Source organism: Hymenobacter chitinivorans DSM 11115 (assembly GCF_002797555.1).
Taxonomy (GTDB): domain Bacteria; phylum Bacteroidota; class Bacteroidia; order Cytophagales; family Hymenobacteraceae; genus Hymenobacter; species Hymenobacter chitinivorans.
The window spans coordinates 867,802-893,256 of record NZ_PGFA01000001.1 but is presented as its reverse complement, the minus strand read 5'-3'; the positions used below and the strand labels follow the sequence as shown (position 1 = coordinate 893,256).

Here is a 25,455-nt window from a genome sequence, read left to right as displayed (position 1 = left end):
TTTTCCCTTTTTTCATTTTCCCAGCAGCTCGAACATTTCCTGCAGGACTTTCTTGTCGTCGAAGTCATTCTTGACGCCTTTGATTTCCTGGTAATTCTCGTGGCCTTTGCCCGCTACCAGCACGATGTCGCCGGGCTGGGCCAGGGCTACGGCCGTTTTGATGGCCTCGCGCCGGTCGGCAATGGTCAGGACTTTGCCCAGATCAGCTACCTGCACGCCGGCCTGCATCTGCTGCAGAATGTCGTTGGGGTCTTCGAAGCGGGGGTTATCCGAAGTAAGCACCACGCGGCTGGAGCCTTTGCAGGCCAGGTTGGCCATAATGGGGCGCTTGGCCGCGTCGCGGTTGCCGCCGCAGCCCACCACGGTAATCACCTGTTGGCTGGGCTGGCGGATATCGGCAATGGTGTCGAGCACATTTTCCAGGGCGTCGGGGGTGTGGGCGTAGTCTACGATGCCGGTAATACGGGTTTTCTCGGCCAGAATCGGCTCGAAGCGGCCGGGCGCCGAGGTCAGACCCGACAGCACGGTCAGCACGTCCATCGGCTCCTCGCCCAGCAGCACGGCCGCCCCGTAGATGGCCAGGATGTTATAGGCGTTGAACACCCCGATAAGGCGAAACTGCACGTCGCGCCCGTCTACGTCGAGGTGGAGGCCGTGCACCGCGTTTTCCACCAGTCGGGCCCGGTAGGTTGCCGGGCCGCGCAAGGAGTAGGTTTCGCGGCGGGCGGCGGTGTTCTGCAGCATTACCGGGCCCCGCTTGTCGTCGGCGTTGGTCAGGGCAAAGGCTTTTTTACCCAGGCTGTCGAAAAAGCCCTTTTTGGCCTTCAGGTAGTTGTCGAAGGTGCCGTGATAGTCGAGGTGGTCGTGGGTGAGGTTGGTAAACACGCCGCCGGCAAACTGTAGGCCGGTTACGCGGTGCTGCACCACGGCGTGGGAGCTGACCTCCATAAAGCAGTGGGTGCAGCCAGCCTGCACCATCCGGGCCAGCAGCTCGTTGAGGCGGATGGCGTCGGGGGTGGTGTGGGTGGCCGGAATAACCTGCTCGTCAATCTGGTTTTGCACCGTGCTGAGCAAACCCACGTGGTACCCCAACTCCCGAAACAGCTTGTGGAGCACCGTGGCACAGGTGGTTTTGCCATTGGTGCCCGTGATGCCCACCAGCTTAAGCTGGCGCGACGGGTGGCCGTAAAACGCCGCTGCCATGTAGGCCATGGCCTCGGCACTGTCGGCTACCTGCACGTAAGTTGTGGTAGCAACGGTTTCGGCGGGCAGCTCCTGGCACACCACTACGGAGGCGCCCAGCTCCACAGCTTTGGCAATAAACTGGTGGCCGTCGGTTTGGGCGCCGCGCAGGGCGAAGAACACCGCGCCGGGCTGGGCCTGGCGCGAATCCAGGGTAAGGCTGAGTACCGCCGGGTCGGCGGGGCCCACCTGAGCCTGCACCGTGAGGTCAGTTAGCAGGGAAGAAAGCGGAACGGCAAGGTTATCGGCAGTATTCAAACGAGGAGGGCGGCGGGAAAACCGCTTTTTCGGGTGAGTAAAGGGGGAAGAAAGTTGGGCCTGACGGAGTCCAGGGGCAACGTTAGGCCCGGGGTCTGGCCGCCGGTGCCCGTTGCAGGCCTTGCTGGGAGAGGCGTTGTTGGGCCTGGCGCTTGGCCTTGAGTGTGCGGATGCGCTTGGCCTCGTCCAGGTCGACGGCCGTAATTAGCTTGTTTTCGGTGAGTTGGGTGGGTTCGGGAGCCGGCAAGGCCCTGGGGGCATCCGCCGATTTGGTGCCAATCGGCTCCAGCGCCAGGGTCACGACGGTGCCGCGCCGGATGCCGCTGCCCGCCGCTACCGACTGCTGCCGCACCCGTCCGGTGCCCAGGGCCTTGACGCGCAAGCCCCGGTTTTCGAGCAGAAACAGCGCGTCGCGCAAAGTCAGGCCGGTGACGTCGGGCACGCGGCCGGGGCGCACGGCCACCGGCTTCCAGTCCACGGCATTCACATTCGTATCGGCGCGGTTGGCTCGCACCCAGTCGTCGCCGGAGGCCTGGGAATGGTTGCTCACGCCCAGTTTCTGACATACCAGCGTCAGCTCATCCTGCAGGCCGGCCCGCACGTAGGGCACCTTCGACTTGTTGGTAGGCGCCCGGGCCAGCAAGGGCCGCTGGCTGGCCATGTCGCGGGCCATGGCCTTATCGGCCACTTCCCGGAAAATGGGGGCCGCCACCTGGGCGCCCGACCAGTTGGCGCCCTTGGGCGAGTCAACTACCACGATGCAGCTGTACTTGGGCTTATCGGCGGGAAAATAGCCGCAGAAGCTGGTCGAGTACTGCTTGGTGTACTGCCCGTTCTTGAACTTCCAGGCCGTCCCGGTTTTGCCGGCAATGGTGTAGTCGGGCGTTTGAATGGCCCGGGCCGTGCCGTTGAGCACCACGCCTTCCAGCATCTGGCGCAGCTTGGCCAAGGTTTCCTCCGAGCAGATTCTGGGGTTCAGGACCTTGGGCTCGAACCGCTCCAGGACCTTGTCGGCCTGCTTGATTTCGCGCACAATCATGGGCTGCACCTTCACGCCGTTGTTGGCAATGGCGTTGTAGAAAGCCAGGGTCTGCAACGGCGCCAGCTTCAGCTCGTAGCCAATGCACATGGTGCTGAGCGAAGTCCGGCTCCACGACCGGTCCCGCGGGTCCTTAATATAGGGCCGGGCCTCCCCCGCCATCTGGAAGCCCAGCGGCTTGTCGAGCCCAAACTGCTTGAGATAGTCGGTGTACTTGCTGGGGTTGGCCGAAAAATGGTCGTTGATGAGCTTGGCCACCCCGATGTTGGATGAATTCTCAATGACCTGCTTCACCGATAGTCGTCCGTAGGCGTGGGTATCGGTCTTGACGGCCCCGGCAATGCGCATGGAACCCGAGCGGCCGGTATTCACCGTGTCGTCGAGCGAGAGGCTGGGGTTGTCTTCCAGCAGGGCCATCATCGAGGCCAGCTTGAAGGTCGAGCCCGGCTCGGTACGGCCCTGGTCGGCAATGGCGTAGTTGTAATCCTCGCGGTACACGCCCTCGGCCACCTTGCCCAGGTTGGCCACGGCCTTGATTTCGCCGGTCTGCACTTCCATCAGAATCACGCAGCCGTACTGGGCGCTGTTGTCGACCAGCGACTTGTACAACGCATTTTCGGCCACGTCCTGGAGGTTGATGTCCAGGGTGGTTTTCACGTCGTAGCCGGGCTGGGGCTTCACTTCGGTACCGTCGTAGATGGGCTTATTGCCGCCGGGCAGGCGCTCAAACAGGGCTTCCCCGTCTTTGCCGGCCAAGTGGCGGTTGTAGGTAAACTCCAGGCCCGCGCCGTTTTTGTCTTCGTTCAAAAAGCCGATGGTGCGCTGGGCCAGGCCACCGAAGGGTCGGAACCGCTTATCGACCTTCTCGAAAATGACGCCGCCCTTGTTTTTACCGCCCCGGAAAATAGGCCACTGGGCCAGCATCTTCTTTTCCTGGAAGTTGATCTGCCGGGAATTCAGCCGTACGTAGCGCACTTTGCCTTTTTTGGCATCGGTTAGCCGGCGGTAATACTCTCTGGGAGTTCGGTCGCCAAAAAAGCGCGACAGTAGCAAGGACAAAGAGTCAACTCCGCCCTTAAACGTCTTCTCGTCCACCACGCTCGGGTCCCAGGCCACCCGGAAGAAGGGCAGCGAGGTGGCCATGATGCTCTCGTTGTCGGAGTAAATGTTGCCGCGGGTGGCAAACACGGGCTGGTACACGATGCGGCGCTCCTGCTCCAGGGCCCGCCACTTCTCGCCTTCCTTGAACTGAATGCGCGACACTTTCCAGACGATGGCGCACGAAAACAGGCAGACGCCCAAAAACGCCAGCCGAACCCGGGTTACAATGGATTTTTTAACGCTTCCTTTCATGGGTCGGGCGGGAAGAGTTGGTGGTTTTCTTCTTGTTCGTAGCCGGTTTAGCCGCCGGCTTTTTGGCCGTAGCTTTTTTGGGCGTAGTCCGGTTTTTGGGTTTGGCCGCGTGGCGGCCCAAGCTATGGCTGGCTGCCGCGTGCGTAGCGGCGGCCCGAACTGGCTGAGTGGCCGTACCAAGCGAATCAGCCAGGGCTAATGAGTCGGCGGCCGACATAGCCGCCAGCGAATCGGCGGTAATGACGGGCAGGGCCTCCAGCTCGGCTTCGTCGAGGCGGCCGGCGGGCACCGTGATGCGGAACGGCGGCGAGGAGCTTTCCACCAGGCCATAGGCAGCCACCTTGCGGGCTACCTCGCTCTGCTTGCTGGCCTCCATGTAGTCCGACTTGAGGGTGGTATAGTCGGCCCGCAAGTCCTCGGTTTCGAGCTTGAGCTTCTGAATGCTGCGGTTCATGCGGTAGCCCCAGTGGGTATTGCCGATGTAAATCAGAATCAGAAACATCACGAACAGCACGTGCGGCAGGTACTGCACGGGCAGCCCTTCCCGGAAGATACTGTCGACGCTGGTGAGCCGGTCGAGCACCGTAAACACGCTCCAGGTGCTACGGGGGGCAGCTTTTTCGCGCTTGGCTTTGGGTTTAGGCGCGGGTTCGGGCTCCGGCTCGGGCAGAGGTGCGGGTTCAGGCGCCACCGGCGGGGGGGGCGTCAGGTCCCGGGGCACATTGGCGCGGGGCGGGGTGTTGGCAACGGGTTTGAGGGTATTGGTAGCCAAAATCTCGGGAGAGGAAAAGGAGGTTGGCGTATCGGCTTAGTAAGTCAACTGCACGGGGAGGGCGGCGCGGCGCGAAAATCCGGCCAAACTCGGCTTCATTCGTCGCGGCGCACCGCAATGCGCAGCTTGGCCGAGCGGGCCCGGCTGTTGAGGGCAATTTCTTCGGCGCTGGCCTCCACGGGTTTGCGCGTCAGCACCTCGAAAGGCGTATTGGTGTGGCCGAACAGGTCTTTTTCGGCTTCGCCGAAGAACTTGCCCTTGGCCATAAAGTTCTTCACCAGCCGGTCTTCCAGGGAGTGGTACGACATAACGACGAGCCGGCCGCCGGGGCGCAGCACCTGGGCCGTTTGCTGGAGCATTTCCTGCAGGGCCGCCATTTCGTCGTTCACCTCGATGCGCAGGGCCTGAAATACCTGGGCCAGGTACTTATTCTCCTTGCCCCGCGGCGTGCAGGGCGCAATGGCTTTTTTCAGGGCCGCAATGGTCTGCACGGCCTGCCCGCGCCGGGCCGTGGTAAGCGTGTTGGCCAGGGTTCGGGCGTTGGTCACTTCGCCATACATGCCGAAAATGCGGTGCAGCTCGGCCTCGGAGTACTCATTCACGATGTCGGCGGCGGTACGGTCGGCTTCGGGGTCCATACGCATGTCCAGGGGTCCGTCGAAGCGGGTGCTGAAGCCCCGCTCGGGCGTATCAAACTGGTGGGACGACACGCCCAAATCGGCCAGCAGCCCATCGACGGGCAACGCGCCACGCTGCTCCAGTTCGTGGTGCAGGTCGCGGAAATTGGCCCGGATAAAGGTGAACTGGGGCCGGGCGAGCTGCCGGGCTTCGTGCTCGGCGTCGGCGTCCTGGTCGAAGCTGTAGAGGTGGCCGGAAGTCAGGCGCTCCAGGATGCGGGCCGTGTGGCCGCCGCCGCCGAAGGTCACGTCCACGTAGCGGCCGTCGGGGCGCAGGTCCAGCGCTTCGAGGCACTCGGCCAGCATCACGGGGCGGTGGTAGGCGGTATCGTTCTGGTAGTCGGCGCTCATGCGGCAAGGGGGCCGCTGACGGGCGGTGTGTCGGTGGATAAAAACTTCTGGGCCAGCTTCGAGAAGCTCTGCTGGTCTTTGATCAGGAACTCGTCGTACTTCTCGGGCTCCCAGATTTCGCAGCGGTTGCCCAGGCCCACGATAATAGCTTCCTTCTCGATGCCGGAGTAGCGCAGCATGGTGCGGGGCAGCATAAAGCGCCCGATGTTGTCGAGCTCCACCTCGGTCATGCCGCGGAAGAAGTTGCGCTGAAACTGCCGGTACTCCTCGTTGAACTCATCCAGGGCCATAACCTTGTCGTGAATCACGCGCCAGGATTCGCGCGGGTAAAGCACTAGGCAGGGCTCAAACCCGCGCACCAGCACTAGCTGGTTGGCCGAGGCCTCGGGCAGGTTGGCCTTCACCTTGGCGGGCAGCACCAAGCGCCCTTTCGGGTCCAGCTTGCACTCATATTCGCCAGAGAGAAGGTTCATAGATGCCAGGGGTTGCCGACGAGGCGTGGGAACGGGATGATAGCAAAAGTACGCAATGCCCGGGAAAAGGCAACCACGATTTACCATTTTCTACCACTACGCAAAAAGGCGTTTTTTAGCCATCTGGCAATGTTTTCAATCCATCATGCCGCAAGTGAGGGAAGAAAGTGGTAGGACAAAAAACCTGGTTTGCCAAAATGGCAGCTTCGTTGGTAATGATTCGCAGGCTTCCCCTGTTAGGGTTTTCGGGTCCATCGGCACCACCGGATTACGCACTATTGCGGCCGATATTTTGCACGGGCTCAACCACAAGCTTCGTATCTTTGTCAGCGTGAAACGTCCGTTGCTCCACCGGCTCTTCAGCGGCTTTATGGCCCTGCTCGTGCTTCTCACTTCGGTGGGGCTCACGGTGCAGTCGCACACCTGCCGTAGCAGCGGGCGCAGCACGGCCGCCATCGTCTTTAGCGCGCCCGAGCACAAGTGCCCTCCCGCCGCGGCGGTTGCTAGTCGGCTGCTCGACCACCAGCTGGCGGGCAAAGCTCAGCTGAAAAAGTCCTGCTGCGAGTTTGGCGCCCATTTTCACAAGCTCGATGCCGCTGCCACGGGTCACACCAAAGTGCTGCTGCCGACGGCAGTACTGGCTTGGCTACCCATCAGCTACAGCAGCATTTTCTGCGCCGGCCCCAGCCTAACCCAGGCCACGCCCTGGCACGCCAGCGACTCATCCCCGCCCCTGCGGGCGGGCCGCGCGCTGCTGACGTTTGTGTGCAGCTGGCAGGTATAGAATTTCTTCCCGCGCTCCGGGGAGCGAGGCAACCATCCCCGGTTTTCCTCCGAGAAGAATTCTACTTACCTGACCATATGCAGTCTACCGTAGGGCCACGCCTTACCGCCACGCTCGGCCTTTTGGTGCTGAGCAGCGCGGCGGCCTGGGCCCAATCCTCTCCCATTGCGCCCGTCCAGGGCCAGATTACCGACGCCGTGGCGGGCTCTCCCCTGCCCGGGGCCGTGGTGCGCTGGCTGGAAGCTGCCGATGCCGCAGCTACCACCGATGCCACCGGTAAATTCACGCTGGTGCGGCCCGCCCGGGGTGCCGCCAGCCACCTGATTATCAACTCCCTCGGCTACAAGGCCGACACACTCACCATTGAAGCCACCAGCCAGGCCTTCGTGCGGGTGGCGCTGCGTCGCTCCGTGGAGCTGGGTGAGGTAAAGATTGAGGAGCGCGCCCCGGCTTATTCCTCCCTGACGCCCACCAACACCCAGGTCATCACCAGCCGTGACCTGACCAAATCGGCGTGCTGTAACCTGGCCGAAAGCTTCGAAACCAACGCTGCGGTGGAAGTATCGACCACCGACGCCGTGTCGGGGGCCAAGCAGATTCAGCTTCTGGGCCTCGACGGGGCCTATTCCCTGCTCACCGTCGACAACCTGCCGGCCCTGCGCGGCCTAGCTACGCCCTACCGGCTGAGCTACCTGTCGGGCACCTGGATTGAGGGCATCGACATCATCAAGGGCATGGGCTCGGTGGTGAATGGCTACGAGAGTATTTCGGACCAGGTCAACGTGCGCCTCAAGGAGCCCGAAAAAGCCGAGCGGCTGCTGTTCAACGCCTACGGCAACGACCTGGGCAAGTTTGACCTTAACCTGAACCTGGCCACTCCGCTCAGCGCCAAGGTAAGCACCGCCCTGCTGCTGCACTCCGACCACCTGGGCCGCCGCGTCGACCGGAACAAGGACGGCTTTCTGGATTTGCCCCTGGCTACGCAATACAACGTTTTTAACAAGTGGAAGTACAAGTCGGGCACCGGCATCGTGAGTGAGCTGGGCCTGGGCGCCTTGCGCGAAACCCGGGAAGGCGGGCAGGTAGACTTCCGGCAGGACAAGCCCGGCAGCTTCTACGGCACCACGCTGAGCACCAATCGTTACACGGGCTTTTCCAAGACCTCCTACACCTGGCCCGGCCGGCCCTACCAGAGCCTAGGCCTGCTGCTCAGCGGCACCAGTCACGCCTTCGATTCGGGCTACGGCATCCGCACTTACGACGGCACCCAGCGCACGGGCCTGGCCACGCTGCTGTTTCAGAGCGTGCTGGGCACCACGGCTCATACCTACCGCCTGGGCCTGAGCTATCTGCACGACAACTACGCGGAGGTGTTCAAAGACGGTTTTATTTATCCTACCGAAACCACGGCTGAGCGGTATGCCCGGGAGCACCGCACCCGCAACGAGCGGGTGCCCGGCGCCTTTGCCGAGTACACCTACCAGAACGCCAAGAACCTCACCCTCGTCGGGGGCCTGCGCCTGGACCGCCACAACCTCTACGGCTGGGTGCTCACGCCCCGGCTCAACGTGAAGCTGGATGCTACGGCCAACACGGTGCTACGCCTGGCGGCCGGCACGGGCTTCCGCACGGCCAACCCTATTGCCGAAAACTCGGGCATGCTGGTCAGCTCCCGCGAGTTTGTTATCGACTACTATCTGCGCCCCGAGCGGGCCTGGAACGTGGGCGGCAGCTTTACCCAGTACTTCACCGTGGCGGGCCACCCGGCCACGTTCATCACCGACTATTACCACACTGAGTTTCAAAACCAGGTGGTAGCCGATGCCTATTCAGCGCCTACGCTGCTGCAAATTGGCAATCTGGAGCCGGGCGGCCGGTCCTTTTCGCGCAGCCTGCAAACCGAGGTGCAGTTCGAACCCGTGAAAGGCCTGCAAACCAAGCTGGCGTATAAGTACCTGGACGTGCGCACCACCTACGCCGGCGAATTGCTGCCCAAGGCCCTCACGCCCCGGCACCGGGTGTTTGCCAACGTGGGCTACGCCACGGCTTTCGACAAGTGGCGGGCTGATCTGACTCTGCAGTGGTTTGGGCAACGGCCCCTGGCTCACAACCCCGGCAGCATTGGCCATGAGCACGGCACGGGTACCACCACGCTCAACTACGCCCCGCGCTACGCCCTGCTCAACACGCAGGTGACGCGGGCCTTCAAGCGCTGGGAAGTGTACGTGGGCGTTGAAAACCTGACCAACTACCGCCAGCCCGACCCCATCATGGGTGCCTACGCCCCCTTCGGCCCCACCTTCGACGCGGCCATGATCTGGGGGCCTACCTACGGCCGGCTCACGTACGCCGGGCTGCGCTTTAAAATTGAATAACCTTCTGGCAATTCTTCCGGCAAGCTCTTTGTTATGAGAGCGGCCAAGCTGGACTTTGCCCCATCCTTTTCCTTCTTTTGCTTCGTATGAAAACTCTCAGATCATTTTGGCTAGCCGCCGTGCTGCTACTCACTGCCCAGTTCTCGTTTGCCCAAACCACCGCCGCCGCCAAGACTAAAGGCCCCGCTACGGAAGTGTTTCAAATCAAAACCTCGGCCGTGTGTGACATGTGCAAGGCCCGCCTGGAAAAAGCCCTGGCCTACGAAAAAGGCGTGCAGGAAGCTCACCTCGACGTACCCAGCAAAGTGCTGACCGTATCGTACCGGCCCGACAAAACCACCCCGGCCGCCCTGCGTACCGCCGTGCAACGCACCGGCTACGATGCCGACGAGCAGGCCGCCGAAGCCCGGGCCTACGACCGGCTACCCGACTGCTGCAAAAAAACCAACAACGTGCACCAGGATGCGGCTCACTAAGCGCTAGACGCCTTTTGAGTGACACTGCGCCAAAGCCTGCCCTTCGGGGCAGGCTTTTTTTATTGGCTGACTAATGCTGGCTACTAGCCCGGCCGGCTCAGGCCTGGGCACCGGGGGCGAGCTGCACGTCGAACTCCAGCACCGCACTGAAAGCCAGGGGGCGGGTTAGGCGGCGGCGGTTGGTACCCGAAATTTCCAGGGTAAAGGAGTCGGCCCGCAGGTATTCCAGCAGATTAGGCTGCCCTTGCGCCTCCATTACAATGCGGGTAGGATGCACGTGCCGGGTCGTGAATGAAGCAATGGATACTTTGCGGCCGTTGGCGGTCAGAAAGCAGTTGCCGCTTTCCAGGGCCGCCAGCGTGGGCGTACCCCGCCCAATATTCTGCTTGGTTTCCGGATGCCATTCCAGCCGCACCGAGCGTAGCAGCACGGCAATTACGCCGGGTCTGGTGAGACTGGCCAGGCAGGGCAGCGTATTGGGTAAGGTGGTTTCGCACAGGTAAATCAAATCCATGCTGGGGTCGATGCGCAGGTTGATGGCCCGCGTATTCAAGCCAAAAGCCGAGCGAATAGACTTGCGCAGATCCTGATGGTTGGCAATGGTGAGCTCAACTCCCAGAATCACAGGCGGCAGGGCTGCGCTGGAAGCACTGGTGAAACGTTTCATAACGAGTAGGTGTGTTGGCAGGAGCAGGCAGACGGAGAAATAAGAATAACCAGAACCGAATTGGTAAAACGAAGAAGCTATTCCGATAGAAGATATCTAATCCGATTATAGCGAGGGGTTTAAAGTAGAGGAACCAAGCCTAAAAGTAGATGGAAGCTGGGAAATAGCCGGCCAAATATTGATTTGTTCTTATAATAAATTGCATTTATCAATTTATCCTTTTTATATTCACCCACTCCCTATCGAAACCTGCGCTGTATGAAGATTAGCTGTTTGCTGCTCGACGATGATCCGCTGGTGCTGGATCTGTTGCAAGCCTACGTGGCCATGACCGACGTGCTGGATGTGAAAGCCGCCTTCACCGACCCACTGGATGCTCACCGCTATCTGATGCACCACGACGTGCAGGTCTTGTTCTCGGACGTTACCATGCCTCACCTGAGTGGCCTGGATCTGGTTCGTTCCCTGCAACACCCGCCCCTGGTGGTACTGATGACGTCCTACCCGCAGTACGCCATGGAAGGCTTCAACCTGGACGTTATTGACTTTTTGCTCAAGCCGATTTCGCTCGACCGGTTTTTGAAAGCAGTCAACAAGATTGCCGGTATCCTGCGCACCAATCTGGCCGAGGGCGACGGGCACCAGGATATTCTCTCGGGCTGGGGCTCGTTCTTCATCCGCACCGACGCCCAGTTTGTGCGCCTCCACTACCGGGAGGTACTCTACATCGAAGCCCTGAAAGATTTCACCAAAATCAACACGGCCGACGGGCGCACTCATCTCACGCTGGTCAACCTCAAAAACATTGAGGAGCAACTGCCGCCCGGCTTGTTTGTGCGCACCCACCGCTCCTACCTGGTCAATACGGCCCGTATTGAGGCCGTCAGCAACCTGGAAGTACGCGTGGGGGGCCACGCCCTGCCCCTGGGCCAAACGTACCGCGAGCGGGTAACCGAGCGAATCGTCAACCGTTCCCTTATCCGGCGGCAGCAGCCACAGTAGCCGGCGCGGGCTGGGCATCCGGAGCCGCGAGAGCCACCGGGAGCGTAAACGTAAACGCAGTGCCTTGTCCGGGCTGGGTGGTAAAGGTGAGCTGCCCGCCGTTGCGCTCCACAAAATCCTTGCACAGCTGCAGACCTAGACCCGTGCCTTTCTCCCGGGCTGTACCCGGAGTCGTAAATGGTCCATTCTTGCCGAACACCCGTTCGTGGTCGGCTTGCTGAATACCAATCCCGGTATCCTGCACCGTAATGCTCCATACCGTGCCCTGCTGCGCGCCCGTGAGAATTACGGAGCCACCCTCGGGCGTAAACTTAATGGCATTGCCAAGCAAATTGCGCAACACAAGCCGAACCATGTTCATATCGGCCCGCACCAGCGTGGGAACCACCAGCTGGTTTTGCAACAGAATATTTTTGCGCTCAGCATCCCCTAGCAGCAGGGCCAGGGCCTCTTCCGCCAGTACATCGAGGCGTAGCCGCTCCGGCCGGATTTTGTCGCCTTTCATCTGCGCCGCCGACCAGTTGAGCAAGTTGTCCAGCAACTGCAGGGTGCTGTTGAGGCCCCGGGTAAGCCGGGCCGAATGCAGCGCCAGCCGCTCGGGCGGTAAAGAGCCGATATTGAGCAGCGTCAACAACGAATACAGGGAACTGAGCGGGCTGCGCAAGTCGTGGGAAATGACGGAAAACAGCGTGTCCTTTGTTTGATTAAGCCGCGTCAGCTCCTCTTTCTGCCGATTAATTGCCGCATTTTTACGTTCCAGCAGCCGGTTGACCCGCGCCTGCTGCTGCCGGCCGCGGTAAAGCCCGCCCACGATGATAAGTAAGAGCAGAGCCCCTACCGCCAAAGTATTGCGCAGCAGCTTCTGCCGGCGCAGGGTGGCATCCTGAATCTGTCGGTCCTTAATCAACAGCTGGATTTCCCGTTCTTTCTTTTCCGATTCGTAGCGCGTCCGGAGCTCGGCCACCTGCGCCGCCCGCTCCTGAGCAAACACACTGTCCTGCAGGCTAGTAAAGCGCGTGAGCATGACCAACGACTTCTGGAACTGGCCCCGCTGCCGGTACACCTCCGCCAGGGCCCGATAGTGCTGACTTAGCAGCAGGGCGGAACCGCTCCGGCGGGCCAGTACCAAGCCCTGGTGAAGGGCCCGCTCGGCCGCCGACACCTGACCTAGGGAGTCGTAAGTGGCTGCCAGGGCCTGATATAGCTGGGCGTGCGGGACGGTGGGCGCAGTGGTGGGCACCAGCCGAGTGGCCTGCTTGAAGCTCGTCAGCGCGGCGTCGTAATTGCCTACGGCCCGGTATACCCGCCCGATACTGGTTAGACTTTCACTTTGCCGCAGACTATCGGTTGGGGCTGCTGTCCGCATGGCTTTGCGCAGGTAATACAAGGCCCGGCTGTAGGCTCCCTGCTGGCAGTAGACGTTGCCTATGGCGTTTAAGGTAGCCGCGGCCCGAGCCGAATCCTGGTGCTGCAGCCACCCTTGTAGCGCGCGCGAATGACTAGCCAAGGCCTGACCCCACTTGCGCTGCTGCGCGTACAAAGAGCCTAACCTGTTTTCTACCTGAGCCCGGCCGCGCCGGGAATTTTGCTGGGCAAAGCTTTGCAGCGCCAAATGATATACCTGACGCGCCTGCCCCGTGTCGCCCTGGCTGAGTAGCGCATTGCCCAGTCCCAACCCATCAACGGCCACGTTTGGCTGGTTTTGTTGTTGCTGATCCAACTGCAACGCCTTGCGGAAATGATAAGCGGCCTTGGCAAAGGAACCCAGTTCGTGATGGGCCGAGCCCACGAGGCGGTGGCCAGCCGCCTGCTTATCAGCACTTCTGCTTTTCGAAGCTTCCCGAAGCATGCTCAATCCATAGCGCAGCCGTGCTTGGGGGTTGGCGGGCGCAAGCGGAATGGCGCCCACCAACTCGGCCAGCCCAGCGTCGAAAGATTGCGTCAACGCCGGGTCGGGGCCGTTGGAAGCAGCCCGCCCTGCTAGCGGCAACAAGCCCAGCAAGGCTGTTGCCAAATACAGAAAGACCGAAGAAACTTTCGTGCAGTGCAACAAGCGCATCTTGGCTAAGTGGGCGTCCCAACGACAAGTTAGGCTGCCTGAAGATAGCCAGATTCCGTGTTTAAATTTACCCGCCCCACAATTTTAGCCGGGTTTTTCTTCTCGCTGTTCAGGTAGGCTCCGGCGGTGGTTATCCTTCTTTGGTGCGCCACAAGCGCCACCAGGGTAAGTACGGCTGGTCGTGGTGCTCGTAGTGGTAGCCAAAGAAATAACAGCTCACAAAGGCCCACAGGTGATGGCGCAGCTGAGTGCGCGACTTGTGCACATTGTCGGGGGCATGCTCGCCGCGGTGTGGCAGGTAGGTCCCGAAAAAGAAGAGCTGCACCGTGGCTAGCACCGCCGGGACCATCCAAAAGGCAATGACGTTGGCCATGGGAAAGGCCAGCTTCAACAGATTATAGGTAAGTCCCATCAGGGCTATCTGCCACCACGTCACGTAGTTCAGGGCGAAGCGCAACAGCCACGGCAGAAATCCTGGGTGCCGACCATCGTGAAAGTCGGGGTCGGCCTCGGTGCCCACGTGCCGATGGTGCTGGTGGTGCCGGGGCAGCAGGCGCGGATACCAGTTGAAGGCAAACAAAAAGGCGCACACAGTGCCCAACATCGTGTTCAGACGCTGGTTGGTGCTAACCACGCCGTGCATGGCATCGTGGGCGGTGATAAACAAGCCCGTGTAAAGGTGCATCTGCAGCAAAACCAGCAGGTAAGGCCAGGGGGTGTGCCAATCCGGGACGTAAAAACCCAGCAGAAAGGTCAGCAGTGCGGCCCAGCTGCCGATGATACCCAACGCTGCGCCCACGCCCACGTAACCCAACGGAGCCGGTTTTACCCGCGAAACGGGCGGACTTGGCTGGGGCGCGGTGTGGGGCATCGGGTCGGATAAGGGTGAAATAGCGGGCTTTTGGGCGCCGCAACAAAGTGCAAACGGCCGCCAGCAGCAGTTGGTTAAGCTAAGCTAGCCTACATAGCCAGCAGCGCGTCGCGCACGTCTTCCATCAGCCACATGGGCGTGCTCGTGGCCCCGCAGATTCCGACCGATTGGCCCGGCTGAAACTGCGTGGGGCTAAGCTCCTCCACTTTCGAAATAAAGTGCGTGTTCGGGTTAGTATCCTTGCAGACTTGGTAGAGCACCTTCCCATTGCTGCTCTTGGTGCCCGACACGAACACCACCTGGTCGTACTGGGCCGCAAACTTACGCAGGTCCTTGTCCCGGTTGCTGACCTGCCGGCAAATTGTGTCGTTGGGGTTCACGGCGTAGCCGCGGTGCTCCAGCTCGCCCTTGATACGGTAAAAACTGTCGGTGCTTTTCGTGGTCTGGCTGTAGAGCGTAATGTTGGCCGGCAATTCGTGGCTCAGTAGCTCGTCCAGGTTTTCAAATACCACCGCCTGCCCGCTGGTCTGGCCCAGCAGGCCGCGCACCTCGGCGTGTCCGTGCTTGCCGTAGATAAAGATTTTCTCCTGCTTGTCGTAGCTGGTCTTGATGCGGTTCTGCAGCTTGAGCACCACCGGGCAGGAAGCATCAATCAGGGTCAGGTCGTTTTCCAGGGCCGTCTGGTAGGTGCTCGGCGGCTCGCCGTGGGCCCGGATCAGCACTTTCTCGTCGCGCAGGCCGGCAAACACGTCGTAATCGATAATGCGCAGGCCGCGCTGCTCAAGGCGCTGCACTTCTTCGTCGTTGTGCACAATGTCGCCCAGGCAATACAGGTAGCCTTGCTCATCGAGAATATCCTCCGCCATCTGAATGGCATAGATTACGCCGAAGCAGAAACCGGAGTTGGGGTCAATACGGACGCTCAGGTGGTGCGGCATAGCTCGGTAACCAAGGAAGCGGACGGAATGTTACGGACGGGCTTCACGGAGGCAGAAGATACGAAAAACGTTATATAAGCGGTTCTGACAAGTAAGTGACTTTCCATTGCTGGCTTTGCCGACCAGCCGGCCGGCTCTACGCCTGCTTCTGGCCAGCTGCCCGCTTCATCAACCTAACGCAGAACAATTTAGTTTTCTGCTTCCTATACCAACGAAAGATGATTTTGTTTCACTTTGCAGCCACAAAAGTTAAACAAAAATACTCGAAAAAATAAAAAGGACCACCCTGCGCAGATGGTCCTTTTCAGTAGACGGGAAAATCTTACCAGCTTATTGAGCCACCCGGGCCAGCTGCTGGGCTTCCGCGTCGCTCACGTGGCCGCGGTTGACCAGAAAGTTGCGCACGGTTTGAAAAGCCTCCGTATCCAGGCCCGACTTAGGGTGCTTCAGCAGAGTCTGAATCAGCAGCTGCCGGTCTTCGTCCACGTGCTGGCTCAGGTTGAGAAAGCCGGGCAGGTTGCTTTCCACGCTGAAGCGCAGGAAGCGCACCTCCGCATTCTGTGGGTCGAGAGCCACGGCCTGGTCGAAGGTGCGACTAGCGGCCTGCACGTAGGTCAGCTTGTTAAACATCGACGCGTCGCGGGCCCGGATGGCTTCGGCGGCGCCTTTGTAGCCCAGCACTACGGCATCCTTGGCGTTGTAGTCGGCCATGAGCTTGTAGAATTTTTCGCCGGCCGTTTTATCGGCAGCGGCTTGCTCGTAGTGGCGGCGCAGGGTGGGCAGGTGGTAGGGCGAGGTTTCGGACACGGCGGAAAGAAGGGTAAAAAGCGGGAAAAGAGAGAGAAGCAGACGTTTCACGCGGGCGGAAGTTCGTGGTCAGATAGCCCGAAGGCGGTAGCGAAAGTACGAACCCATCAGCAACAAAAGTTTCGTGTTGTCGGGTACGCGCACCCGCTCTCCCAAGATTCGTGCCGCCGGCAGCTGCCGGATTTTGTGAAAAAGCTTCAGGTAATACACGTAGGCCAGATACACCCCCAGGCGGGCCGAGCGGGGCAGCTGCACGATACCGGCGTACCCGGCATCGAAGTCGGCCCGGATATCGGCCTCAATTTCGCGCTTCACCTGGTCGTCGAACCGCTCGTAGACCACGCCGGGAAAGTACACCCGGCCCCGGTCTTCGTAGTCGGAGCGGATGTCGCGCAGGAAGTTGATTTTCTGAAATGCGGCCCCGAGTCGGCGAGCCGGCTCCCGCAGCCGGTCGAACAAGGCCACGTCGCCCTCGCAGAAAATGCGCAGGCACATGAGGCCCACTACTTCGGCCGAGCCGTAGATGTACTCCTCGTACATGGACTGGTGGTAGCTGCGGTCTTCCAGGTCCATTTCCATGCTTTTCAGAAAGGCATCGATAAACTCCCGGTCGATGCCGTACTGCCGTACCACGAGCTGAAAGGCGTGCAGCACCGGGCTCAAGCTGAAGCCCATGGCCAGGGCCTCGTCGGTCTGCCGCTTGAAGTCCGCAAACAGAGCCGCTTTATCGTAGTCGTGAAAAGTATCCACGATTTCGTCGGCCCAGCGCACGAAGCCATACACGGCGTAGACCGGCAGGTGAAACCGCGGGTCGAGCGTACGGATGCCCAGCGTAAACGACGTGCTGTAGCGCTTGGTAATCAGCTTGCTACAGGCCAGGCTGGTTTGGTCGAAAAGGGCAACGTGGTCCATTTTAATTCAGTTATCAATTATCATTTAACATTTAACACTCAATTAGGCAGCTCTCTTAAGCTGTTAAATGATAGATGCTACTTGTTAAACGGATACTCCTTCTCCACTTCGCCGGCCACTACCTGCCCCGAAATTAGGGAGGGTGGCACGCCGGGGCCAGGCACGGTCAATTGCCCCGTAAAATACAGATTACTAACCTTTTTACTTTTCAGTGTGGGCTTCAGAATGGCGGTTTGCCGCAGGGTGTTGGCCAGCCCGTAGGCGTTGCCCTTGTAGCTGTGGTAGTCGCTGATGAAGTCGTGGTGGGCGTAGCTGCGCTTGTACACCACCGCGTCGCGGATACTCTCGCCCACGTGGCGCTCCAGCCGGTCCATAATCAGGTGGTAGTAGTACTCCCGGGTTTCCTCGGGGTCGGGCAGGTCGGGGGCCACCGGAATGAGCAGAAACAGGTTTTCGCCGCCGGCCGGGGCCACCGTGGGGTCGGTTTGGGACGGGGCCGAGACGTAGAAGAGCGGCTTGCTGGGCCACTGGGGCTGCTCGTAAATTTCGTGGGCGTGGAGCTGAAAATCCTCGTCGAAGAACAGGTTGTGGTGGCGCAGCTTGGGCAGGCGCTTGTTGAGCCCGATATAAAACAGCAACGACGACGGAGCCATGGTACGCTTGTCCCAGTAAGCCTCGTCGTAGTGCCGAAACTCGGGCCGGAGCAGGTGCTGCTCGGCGTGGTGGTAGTCGGCGCCGGCCACCACGATGTCGGCGGCGCGGAAGCCGACGGCCGTTTGTACGCCCGTAGCCCGGCCGTTTTCGACCCGGATTTCCTGCACTTCCTGGTTGTATTCGAGCTGCACGCCCTGCTCCTGGGCCAACTGCACCATGCCGCGCACAATCTGGTGCATGCCACCTTTGGGATACCAGGTACCCAGGGCCAGGTCGGCGTAGTTCATGAGCGAGTACAGGGCCGGGGTATTCTCGGAAGTAGCGCCCAGAAACAGAATCGGAAACTCGACCAGCTGCAGCAGCTTGGGGTTCTTGAAAAAGCGGCGTACGTGCTTGTGCATGCTCTGCAGCACGTCCATGCGCACCATATCCACTAGCAGCTTGGGGTCGGCAAACTCCAGCACCGAGCGGCTCGGGGCATACACCAGCCGGTTGATACCAACTTCGTACTTATAGGCGGCCTGCTTCAGGAACTCGTCGAGGCGGGCGGCACTGCCGGGCTCGTACTGTTCGAAGAGCTGACGCAGCTCGGCCATTTTTGCCGGAATATCCACCGCGTCATCGGGCCCAAATACCACCTGATACGAAGGGTCCAGGCGCTCCAGCTCGTAGTAGTCCGACACCTTACGGCCGAAGCGGGCGAAATACTTCTCAAACACGTCGGGCATCCAGTACCAGCTCGGGCCCATGTCGAAAGTGAAGCCCTGAGCCTGAAAAACCCGGGCCCGGCCCCCCGGCCCTTCGTTCTTTTCGAGCACCGTCACGCGGTAGCCGCGCTGGGCCAGGGAAGTAGCCGCCGAGAGGCCGGCGAAGCCGGCACCAATAACCAGAACGTGAGGGGAAGCAGAAGCGGTAGTCAATCTGAACAGGGAAAAGGTGGTGGCAAGCTACAAACCCGCTCCCAACTTTGTTTTGGCGGGCAGGGTCCAAGCCAGCGCGCCGTTGCCGTGCAAGAGAAGAGTTTAGTGTCGTTTCCAGCCAGCGGGGCACGGGAATAATTGGCAGCGTGGCTGGGCCCTCAAAAACTACGGGCCGCCAGCCGCGGGCAAATGCTCCGTAGCTGGCGGCCCGTATTACGCCCGGGCGCGAGTTGTATTCTCCCTATTCCCTACACGCCGGGGGCGTAAACCTTCAGAGCATCTTTGAGCTCCTTGCGGGCAATGTGAATCCGGTTTTTCACGGTTCCAATCGGAATCTGCAGCTTCTCAGCAATTTCCAGGTACTTGTAACCGATGTAGTACATCATGAACGGCGTCCGGTAGTCGGCCGACAGATTGGCAATGGCCTGGTTGATGTCCGTTACCACGAAGTCGGAAGTGGCTCCGTTGTGGGTGATATAATTCTCGTCGGTATTGAAATACTGGAAATACTCCGTGCTGTCAATATTGCTATTGCGCTTGGTAATCTTGTTGTAGTTATTAATGAAGGTGTTGCGCATGATGGTGTACAACCACGCCTTCAGGTTGGTGCCCGCCTTAAACTTGTCCTTGTTCAGCATGGCTTTGAGCAAAGTTTCCTGGACCAGGTCCTTGGCATCGTCAGCGTCGCGAGTCAGGTTCATGGCCACGGGCTTCAGGGAGTAAGAAATCTTTTGTACTTGATCGGTGAATTCCAAAGAGGTCATACTGTTTAGCTTTTCGTGGCAAAAGGTTAAACAAATATACGGGAACATTTGAATGTTGGCTAGCCTAGGTAAGAATTTTTCTCAACTAGCCCTAATTCAATGTCGGTACATCAATTCGCCGGCCAAGGTACGACCCAGCGGGTAAGGGGCCGACGATTGCCTGATAAATTCGGCTTGCCTCCTGTTTCGGGAGACGAACCCGAATATTCCCCCGGTGAAAGCGCCGAGCTGAACCATAAAAAAAGAAAGCGCAACCCCGTTGGAGTTGCGCTACCGTTCAGGTTAAAGGACAAAATTTTATTTTCCGCCCTTCCGCAGTTCGTCCACCAAAGTCAGGAAGTCGGTCATTAGCCGAGGACTGGCGGCGTTGGTGGGCAGAGTCAGGTGTTGGCCAAACATTAATGGGCCGTAGAGCACCAGCTTGGCACCGCCGCAGAGCTCGGCCAGATGATTGATGTAGCCCTGCACCTGCCCTCGCTCGGGCACGGCCGTCAGCACGGTACAGATGCAGTGGGGCTGATAGGTGTGGCACACGGCCGTCAGCTCCGACTCCGGCAGGTTCTGCCCCAGGTACAACACGTGCTGAGCCCGGGCCCGCAGGGCGTAATTCATGAACAGTAACGCCAGTTCGTGCAGCTCGCCCTCGGGCAAAAACAACACCCAACGCTGGGTTCCACTTGGGTGCACCGGCGGCAGCTGGTCGGTGGCGGCCACTATTTTCTGGCGGATAATATTGGTAACCAGGTGCTCCTGGGCCGGATTAATGCTACCCGTTTGCCACAGAATACCAACCCGTTGCAGGAAGGGGTATACCACGTGCATCACCGCCGCCTCGAAGCCCAGCTGCTGCACGGCCCCGCCCAGAATCTTACAGATCTGGGGCTCGTTCATTTCCAGCGTGGCAGCCAGCAGAGCATTGACTTGGCGGGCGTAATCGTGCGGGTCTTCGCAGCAGGCAATAACGGCCGAGGCCAGTTCCTGCTCACTGAGCTGGGCAACTTTCGAAATCCGGTGCCCCTGTCCGCAAAGCGTGGCCACGTTCAGCAGGCGGCGCAGGTCGTTGTCGCAGTAAGTGCGGATGTTGGTGTGGGTGCGCACGGGCTGCAGAATGCCGTAGCGCTGCTCCCACATCCGGATGGTGTGCGCCTTGATACCGGAAATATTCTCCAGGTCGCTGATTGAAAACTGTCCCACGATGGCCGGCCCTACAAAGGTGATGAGGTAGATACTTGCTTGTCGGCTACCCGCACGGGCGCGGGCTTGCGACGGGCCAGCTCCAGATATTTTGGCGACACCCAGAGCATACCAAACTCCTGGGAACCGTCGCGGCCGGTGGTTTTGTGGTGCATCTTGTGGGCCATGTTCAGGGCCCGCAGATACTTGTTGCTCGACTTACGCCAGAACCGCAGACGCCCGTGAATCAGCACGTCGTGCACGAAGAAGTACACCGTGCCGTAGGCCGCAATGCCAATTCCAACCCAAAAGGGCCAGCTTTTCTCGTCTGAGCCGTACATAATACCGGCCATCGACAGGGCGCCGTAGAACAAGAAGAAAAAGTCGTTGCGCTCGAAGTGATGCGGGTGCCGCACGTGGTGGGAGCGGTGCAAAAACCACAGCGCGCCGTGCAGCACGTACTTGTGCATAAACCAGGCAACGAACTCCATTCCCAGAAAAGTAGCCGTCGTGACGGCCACGGCTGCCCACATTGTCATGGAAAGAGAAGTAAGTGGTGAAAGAAATGAGGCGGTTGTACCAGCACAAAGCAGCAGAAAGGCAAAAATGTTCTGACCGTTAGGCCAGAACATCGTTGCAATTTCCCTTTTTTCGCTTGGGCGGCAAGAAACCGGGCAGGGTTTAGTTGTCCCAGGTAATTTTTTCCTTGCTCAGGAAAGCCGCAATACCACGGCGGCAGTCGAGGGAGCCGCGGGCCTCGGCGTTCATCTGGGCGGCATAGCGCAGGCTGTCTTCCAGGGGCATTTCCGGAATCCGGGCCAGCATTTCCTTGGTCAGCTCCATGCTCTGGCCCGAGTTTTCGACGCAGAGGCGGCGGGCAAAGGCGTATACTTTCTCCTCCAGCTCTTCCTTGGGCACCAGGAAGTTAACCAAGCCAAAGTCGGCCGCGGCCTGGGCCGAAATAACGTCGCCGGTGAGCAGCAGCTGCTTGGTGCGGGCCTCCCCTATCTTGCGCACCAGGAATACGCTGACAATGGCGGGCAAAAAGCCAATTTTTACCTCGGTATAGCCAAACTTAGCCTCGGGCACGGCAAAGGCAAAGTCGCAAATAGTGGCCAAGCCGCAGCCGCCGGCCAGGGCGTGGCCCTGCACCTGCCCGATTACCACCTTTTTGAGGGTGTAAATCTGGTGAAACAGCTGCATCAGGTGGGTTGAGTCGGCCAGGTTATCGGTGTAGCCGAAGCCCTGCAGCTCCTGAATGTAACCCAGGTCGGCGCCGGCGCAAAAAGCTGCGCCTTCGGCCCGCAGCACGATTACTTTGCAGGATTCATCTTCTTCGGCAAATTCAAACGCCTCCTTGAGCTCCGACACCACGTCGTAGCTCAGAGCGTTACGTTTTTCGGGACGGTTCAGGGTGATGTAGCCGATGGCGTCGCGCGTTTCGTAGCGGATGTAGCGCAGCGCTTCTAGCTCCTGGGTAGGCATATTATCCATGACGGGGTCGTTGCAAGGCGGTGAAAAGCAAGGGCGTACGCCAAAATACCAGGCGGCGCACAACCAGAACAGCGTGAGGTCGGGACGAAACCAAACGTAACAAAAATGGTGCTCTAAATAAACTATATAGCGAGGTTGGACCCTATTCGGTTTCGGCCAGCACCCTGGTTGAGCCGACCAGTGGCCGTGGCCGGATGATGAACGCGCCTTTACTAGTCACGTCATGCGTCTGAAAGCCAGCCGCTTGCAAGAGCGAATCCTGGTGGGCGACGTACCAGGATTTACAGGAAGAATCGAAAATAACCCGCGCTTTCCGACCAAATACCTGAGCTAACTCCTTGGGTTTCACCCAGGCATTGCGGCGCAGCACCAGCACATCCACGGGCGTGGCTATCCGGGCCTCATCGATTCGGCCGCTTACGAAGGCCAGCCGCAAGCCCCGCCACACGGCCACCGTGACGTGGGGCATGGGCTGGGCCGTGGGCACGGGCGCCGGCTGCCAACCGGTATGGTAGGCCACCTGCCGGGCTTCGCGCTGAATAATGCCCGGCACGATGCGGTAAGTACGCTCGGTTTCCGAGAGCGGCAACGAGTCGACGGTGACGATATGGGCGGCAGCGCCCTGCCAGAACCCGCACACCGAGCGGCGCGGAATACTATAGATAACCAGCTGCTCATCAGCCGTCAGGGTCCGGGCGGCCCACACCCGAGTGCCGGCAAAGATGGCCAGCAGCGCGCAGGCCAGGCCCAGCCACGGCAGCCGCTTGACGGCCAAGAAAACCAGCACGGCCAGAATCATGGCAAAAATCAGCCAGGCCTGCAGCGGGGTTACGTGCACGTTCTGAATCAGGGCCCCGGGCATGGTGCGGCCAATCCAGAAGATATACTCATTGAAGGCCAGAATCATCTTCTCAAACAACCAGGCAATACCTTGAGGTAACCAATCGAGGCCCGCGGTGAGGGCCGCGGGCAGCACCAGCCCGGCCAACGCCACCAGGCCCTTCACGGCCAGCAGGGCCAGGCCCACGTACACAGCCAACGATGAAATGGGCACCGCCACCAGGTTGGAAGCCAGAAAACTGAGTGGAAACTGGTGGAAATAAAACAAGCCCAGCGGAAATGTGGCTACCTGCGCGGCCAAAGACAGGGCCGTGGCCTGCCAAATCCAGTTGGCCAACCAGCCGCCGGCCCGCCAAAGCTGTTGCACCGCCCGGGGCTGCCAGGGCCGGATGCGGGCCGCGGCCTTATCCTTGAAATCAACCCAGGCGGCAATGCGGGGCTGCAGGTAGACGATGCTGAGCACGGCCAGAAAGGAAAGCTGAAAGCCCACGTCGGCCAACAAGTACGGGTCGTAGCAGAGCAGGCAAAAGGCGGCCACGGCCAGCGTATTGTACATATTGCTCTGCCGTCCGGTGGCCCGGGCCAGAATTACGAAGGTGAACATGACAGCCGCCCGCAGCACCGACGCCGACAGGCCCGTCAGGAAGGCGTAGCTCCAGATAACGGCCAAACCCAGCGCCGCCGTGGTAAGCCGGAACAACGGCCCGCGCCGACCCGGCAAGAGGCCCAGCAGCCAGGTCACGGCCCCGAATAGTAAGCCCACCTGCAACCCCGAAACGGCCATAATGTGGGTGGTGCCGGTGTTGGCGTAAGCCTGCTTGGTGTCCTGGTCCACGTCGTCCTTGATACCCAGCACCAAAGCCGAAGCCAAGGCATATTCCCGCTTCTGATGCACGTACTGCCGAAAAACGGCGTCGAGGACCCGGGCGGCCCGCATGCTGACGGCCTTCACATACAGCGGCGGCTGGTAGGCAATGCGCCGGTACTGGTCGGCGTGGATGAACTGTTGGTGGTAGACCTGGTGGTAGCTCAGGTAGCGGCGGTAGTCAAATTCGCCGGGGTTGAGTGGGGCCTTAGCCGAAGCCGGACCGCCACGCACGAGCCAGACGTCGCCGTAGCGGGGCTGGGTTACGCCTGAGTCGCGGGGTACCGACACCCGGATGCCGCCCAGCGCCGCCCGCCATTGCCCGGCCACGCGCACGGCCGACACCCGCACGGTGGTGGCGTACGTCGCGGGCCGCACCACGGTGTAGTCGTCGACCACGGCGCGGTAAAACTCGATGGGCCCGGTGAGCTGACTCAGGTGCTCGGACCGGCGCTTTTCGGTGGCCTGCTGGGTAAGCGTGAGGCCGGCTACGAACAGGCAGATGATGGCCAGCATACCGGCCGCATCCGTTGGCCCCGGGTTTGGCTGCCGGCTGGCCCAGGTTTGTAGGGCAATAAACACTCCGGTAAGGCCAGCCAACGGCCAGCGTAAGTCCGGCAAGGCAGCTCCGAAATACAGGTAAGTCAACACGCCGGCGGCCAAGGCCAGGAACAGGCGCACGAAGGCGTACGGAGCCCACTGAATCATAACGAAATAGCCTGAGTAACTAACAATAATGCTTAACGCATCAAGTATACTCAAACTAATCCGCAGTTGCTTATTCTGACGTAGCGGCGCTGGCTAAGCGACGCAGCCAGATTTGATCAGCTGTATGCTCAATGAAGTAATTGCGCCCGGGAGCAACAGTGCTTCGCCCCAACTTATCAAGCAGCACAACCAGCCGGCCCGACTCTGAAACCAACAATGGCACGGATTGCCGAGCCACAATCAGCTCCACGGCCGCATAGCGTCCACCCAGCTTCTGCTGCCAATGTCTGCTGCTACTGGCCCGGTTCAAAACTTGCTGCAGGGTATCTAACTGAGCAGAAGCCAGGGTGTCGCTAAAACCCGCCTTCTGTAGCTCCCGCCACGCCGACAATGCCGCCATTGTAGTACCGCCAACAGCTCCGTGCAACCGATACCCCGCCTCCATACGCCCGGCCGGCCCCGACTGAAAAGCACTGCTGAAAATCAGGGCTAGCAACAGCGGCCCACTTGCTGTATATCTCACCTTGATTAATCGGGTTTAGTCCAGATCATCTTGAAGTGCTCAATGTCGCACTCGGTGAACTGGTCGCCGACTTTGCGGAAGCCGTGCCGCTCGTAGAACGGAATGGCCCGCAGCTGGGCGTTCAGGTACACGGTAGCCTCGGGGTGAGCGGCCTGCACGTCTTCCAGCACCCGTTTGAGCAGCACGCTGCCCACAGCCTGGTTGCGGAACTGCTCCAGCACGGCAAACCGCTCCAGCTTCACCCCATTCTCGGTGGTGCGCCAGCGGGCAGCCCCGCAGGGCGTGCCGTCGGTGGCCCGGGCCAGGTAGTGGCGGGCGTCGGTCCGGTCGTGCAGGTCGTACTCGGCGTCGGCGGGCACGCCCTGCTCGTGCACAAACACGGTTTCACGGATGGTAAAAGCGGCGTCCAGGTCGCGCAGGTCGGAAACGGGTTCAGCGGTAATCATAGCGGTAAAACA

At 60.2% G+C, this 25,455-nt stretch carries 22 protein-coding genes; 4 read left to right on the top strand and 18 right to left on the bottom strand.

All coding sequences use genetic code 11. The annotated features are described in order from the left end of the window. Positions 1-12: 12 nt before the first annotated feature. From CLV45_RS03675 to mraZ, 5 genes are all read right to left on the bottom strand, one after another. Positions 13-1,500, bottom strand: coding sequence for a UDP-N-acetylmuramoyl-L-alanyl-D-glutamate--2,6-diaminopimelate ligase (locus CLV45_RS03675; RefSeq protein WP_394338475.1), 1,488 nt, complete (start codon positions 1,498-1,500; stop codon positions 13-15). Between the two features lie 82 nt (positions 1,501-1,582). Next, positions 1,583-3,892, bottom strand: a complete 2,310-nt coding sequence (locus tag CLV45_RS03670; RefSeq protein WP_100335035.1) for a penicillin-binding protein — start codon at positions 3,890-3,892, stop codon at positions 1,583-1,585. Further along, complete coding sequence (locus CLV45_RS25185; protein ID WP_211289897.1) at positions 3,876-4,664, bottom strand: FtsL-like putative cell division protein; 789 nt, start codon at positions 4,662-4,664, stop codon at positions 3,876-3,878. The genes CLV45_RS03670 and CLV45_RS25185 overlap by 17 nt, the downstream gene beginning before the upstream one ends. 95 nt (positions 4,665-4,759) lie before the next feature. Next, entirely contained in the window at positions 4,760-5,692 is a 933-nt protein-coding gene (rsmH, locus tag CLV45_RS03660) for a 16S rRNA (cytosine(1402)-N(4))-methyltransferase RsmH (protein WP_100335034.1), read from the bottom strand. Then, a complete protein-coding gene (mraZ, locus tag CLV45_RS03655) occupies positions 5,689-6,165 on the bottom strand; it encodes a division/cell wall cluster transcriptional repressor MraZ (protein ID WP_100335033.1) in 477 nt (158 codons plus the stop codon). Before mraZ ends, rsmH begins: the two co-directional genes overlap by 4 nt. A gap of 331 nt (positions 6,166-6,496) precedes the next feature. On the opposite strand from mraZ, the gene CLV45_RS03650 reads away from it, so the two are divergent. The 3 genes from CLV45_RS03650 to CLV45_RS03640 all read left to right on the top strand — a co-directional run bounded on the left by CLV45_RS03650 (position 6,497) and on the right by CLV45_RS03640 (position 9,800). Further along, complete coding sequence (locus CLV45_RS03650) at positions 6,497-6,949, top strand: HYC_CC_PP family protein (RefSeq protein ID WP_157807265.1); 453 nt, start codon at positions 6,497-6,499, stop codon at positions 6,947-6,949. A 77-nt stretch (positions 6,950-7,026) separates the two neighbouring features. After that, positions 7,027-9,324: a TonB-dependent receptor gene (locus CLV45_RS03645; protein WP_100335031.1), complete on the top strand. Its 2,298-nt coding sequence runs from the start codon at positions 7,027-7,029 to the stop codon at positions 9,322-9,324. A gap of 86 nt (positions 9,325-9,410) precedes the next feature. After that, positions 9,411-9,800 (top strand): heavy-metal-associated domain-containing protein, encoded by a 390-nt coding sequence (locus CLV45_RS03640; RefSeq protein ID WP_100335030.1) that lies wholly within the window; start codon positions 9,411-9,413, stop codon positions 9,798-9,800. A 97-nt stretch (positions 9,801-9,897) separates the two neighbouring features. Here CLV45_RS03640 and CLV45_RS03635 read toward each other — a convergent pair whose 3' ends face one another. Next, positions 9,898-10,467: a hypothetical protein gene (locus CLV45_RS03635; RefSeq protein WP_157807264.1), complete on the bottom strand. Its 570-nt coding sequence runs from the start codon at positions 10,465-10,467 to the stop codon at positions 9,898-9,900. 258 nt (positions 10,468-10,725) lie between these two features. On the opposite strand from CLV45_RS03635, the gene CLV45_RS03630 reads away from it, so the two are divergent. Further along, positions 10,726-11,469, top strand: coding sequence for a LytR/AlgR family response regulator transcription factor (locus tag CLV45_RS03630; RefSeq protein ID WP_100335028.1), 744 nt, complete (start codon positions 10,726-10,728; stop codon positions 11,467-11,469). On the opposite strand, the gene CLV45_RS03625 is transcribed toward CLV45_RS03630, so the two are convergent. The 12 genes from CLV45_RS03625 to CLV45_RS03565 all read right to left on the bottom strand — a co-directional run bounded on the left by CLV45_RS03625 (position 11,444) and on the right by CLV45_RS03565 (position 25,443). Next, positions 11,444-13,483: an ATP-binding protein gene (locus CLV45_RS03625; protein WP_170061803.1), complete on the bottom strand. Its 2,040-nt coding sequence runs from the start codon at positions 13,481-13,483 to the stop codon at positions 11,444-11,446. The genes CLV45_RS03630 and CLV45_RS03625 overlap by 26 nt on opposite strands. A gap of 175 nt (positions 13,484-13,658) precedes the next feature. Continuing rightward, positions 13,659-14,399: a fatty acid desaturase gene (locus tag CLV45_RS03620; protein WP_100335026.1), complete on the bottom strand. Its 741-nt coding sequence runs from the start codon at positions 14,397-14,399 to the stop codon at positions 13,659-13,661. 89 nt (positions 14,400-14,488) lie between these two features. After that, positions 14,489-15,337: a 4-hydroxy-3-methylbut-2-enyl diphosphate reductase gene (locus CLV45_RS03615; protein ID WP_100335025.1), complete on the bottom strand. Its 849-nt coding sequence runs from the start codon at positions 15,335-15,337 to the stop codon at positions 14,489-14,491. Positions 15,338-15,667: 330 nt separating this feature from the next. Then, positions 15,668-16,144: a hypothetical protein gene (locus CLV45_RS03610; RefSeq protein WP_100335024.1), complete on the bottom strand. Its 477-nt coding sequence runs from the start codon at positions 16,142-16,144 to the stop codon at positions 15,668-15,670. Between the two features lie 69 nt (positions 16,145-16,213). Then, positions 16,214-17,056: a phytoene/squalene synthase family protein gene (locus tag CLV45_RS03605; protein ID WP_100335023.1), complete on the bottom strand. Its 843-nt coding sequence runs from the start codon at positions 17,054-17,056 to the stop codon at positions 16,214-16,216. 77 nt (positions 17,057-17,133) lie between these two features. Continuing rightward, positions 17,134-18,630, bottom strand: coding sequence for a phytoene desaturase family protein (locus tag CLV45_RS03600; protein WP_245882612.1), 1,497 nt, complete (start codon positions 18,628-18,630; stop codon positions 17,134-17,136). 248 nt (positions 18,631-18,878) lie between these two features. Next, positions 18,879-19,394 carry a sigma-70 family RNA polymerase sigma factor gene (locus tag CLV45_RS03595; protein WP_100335022.1) on the bottom strand — a complete coding sequence of 172 codons (516 nt, stop codon included), beginning with the start codon at positions 19,392-19,394 and terminating at the stop codon, positions 18,879-18,881. 297 nt (positions 19,395-19,691) lie between these two features. After that, positions 19,692-20,588 carry a MerR family transcriptional regulator gene (locus tag CLV45_RS03590; protein ID WP_100335021.1) on the bottom strand — a complete coding sequence of 299 codons (897 nt, stop codon included), beginning with the start codon at positions 20,586-20,588 and terminating at the stop codon, positions 19,692-19,694. 11 nt (positions 20,589-20,599) lie between these two features. Continuing rightward, the gene (locus CLV45_RS03585) at positions 20,600-21,106 is read right to left on the bottom strand and encodes a sterol desaturase family protein (RefSeq protein ID WP_100335020.1); all 507 of its coding nucleotides are present in this window, start codon (positions 21,104-21,106) and stop codon (positions 20,600-20,602) included. 142 nt (positions 21,107-21,248) lie between these two features. Continuing rightward, positions 21,249-22,061 (bottom strand): enoyl-CoA hydratase/isomerase family protein, encoded by an 813-nt coding sequence (locus CLV45_RS03580; protein WP_100335019.1) that lies wholly within the window; start codon positions 22,059-22,061, stop codon positions 21,249-21,251. Positions 22,062-22,203: 142 nt separating this feature from the next. Beyond that, entirely contained in the window at positions 22,204-24,474 is a 2,271-nt protein-coding gene (locus CLV45_RS03575; protein WP_100335018.1) for a ComEC/Rec2 family competence protein, read from the bottom strand. A gap of 528 nt (positions 24,475-25,002) precedes the next feature. Further along, positions 25,003-25,443, bottom strand: coding sequence for a GNAT family N-acetyltransferase (locus tag CLV45_RS03565; protein WP_100335016.1), 441 nt, complete (start codon positions 25,441-25,443; stop codon positions 25,003-25,005). Between the last annotated feature and the right edge of the window lie 12 nt (positions 25,444-25,455).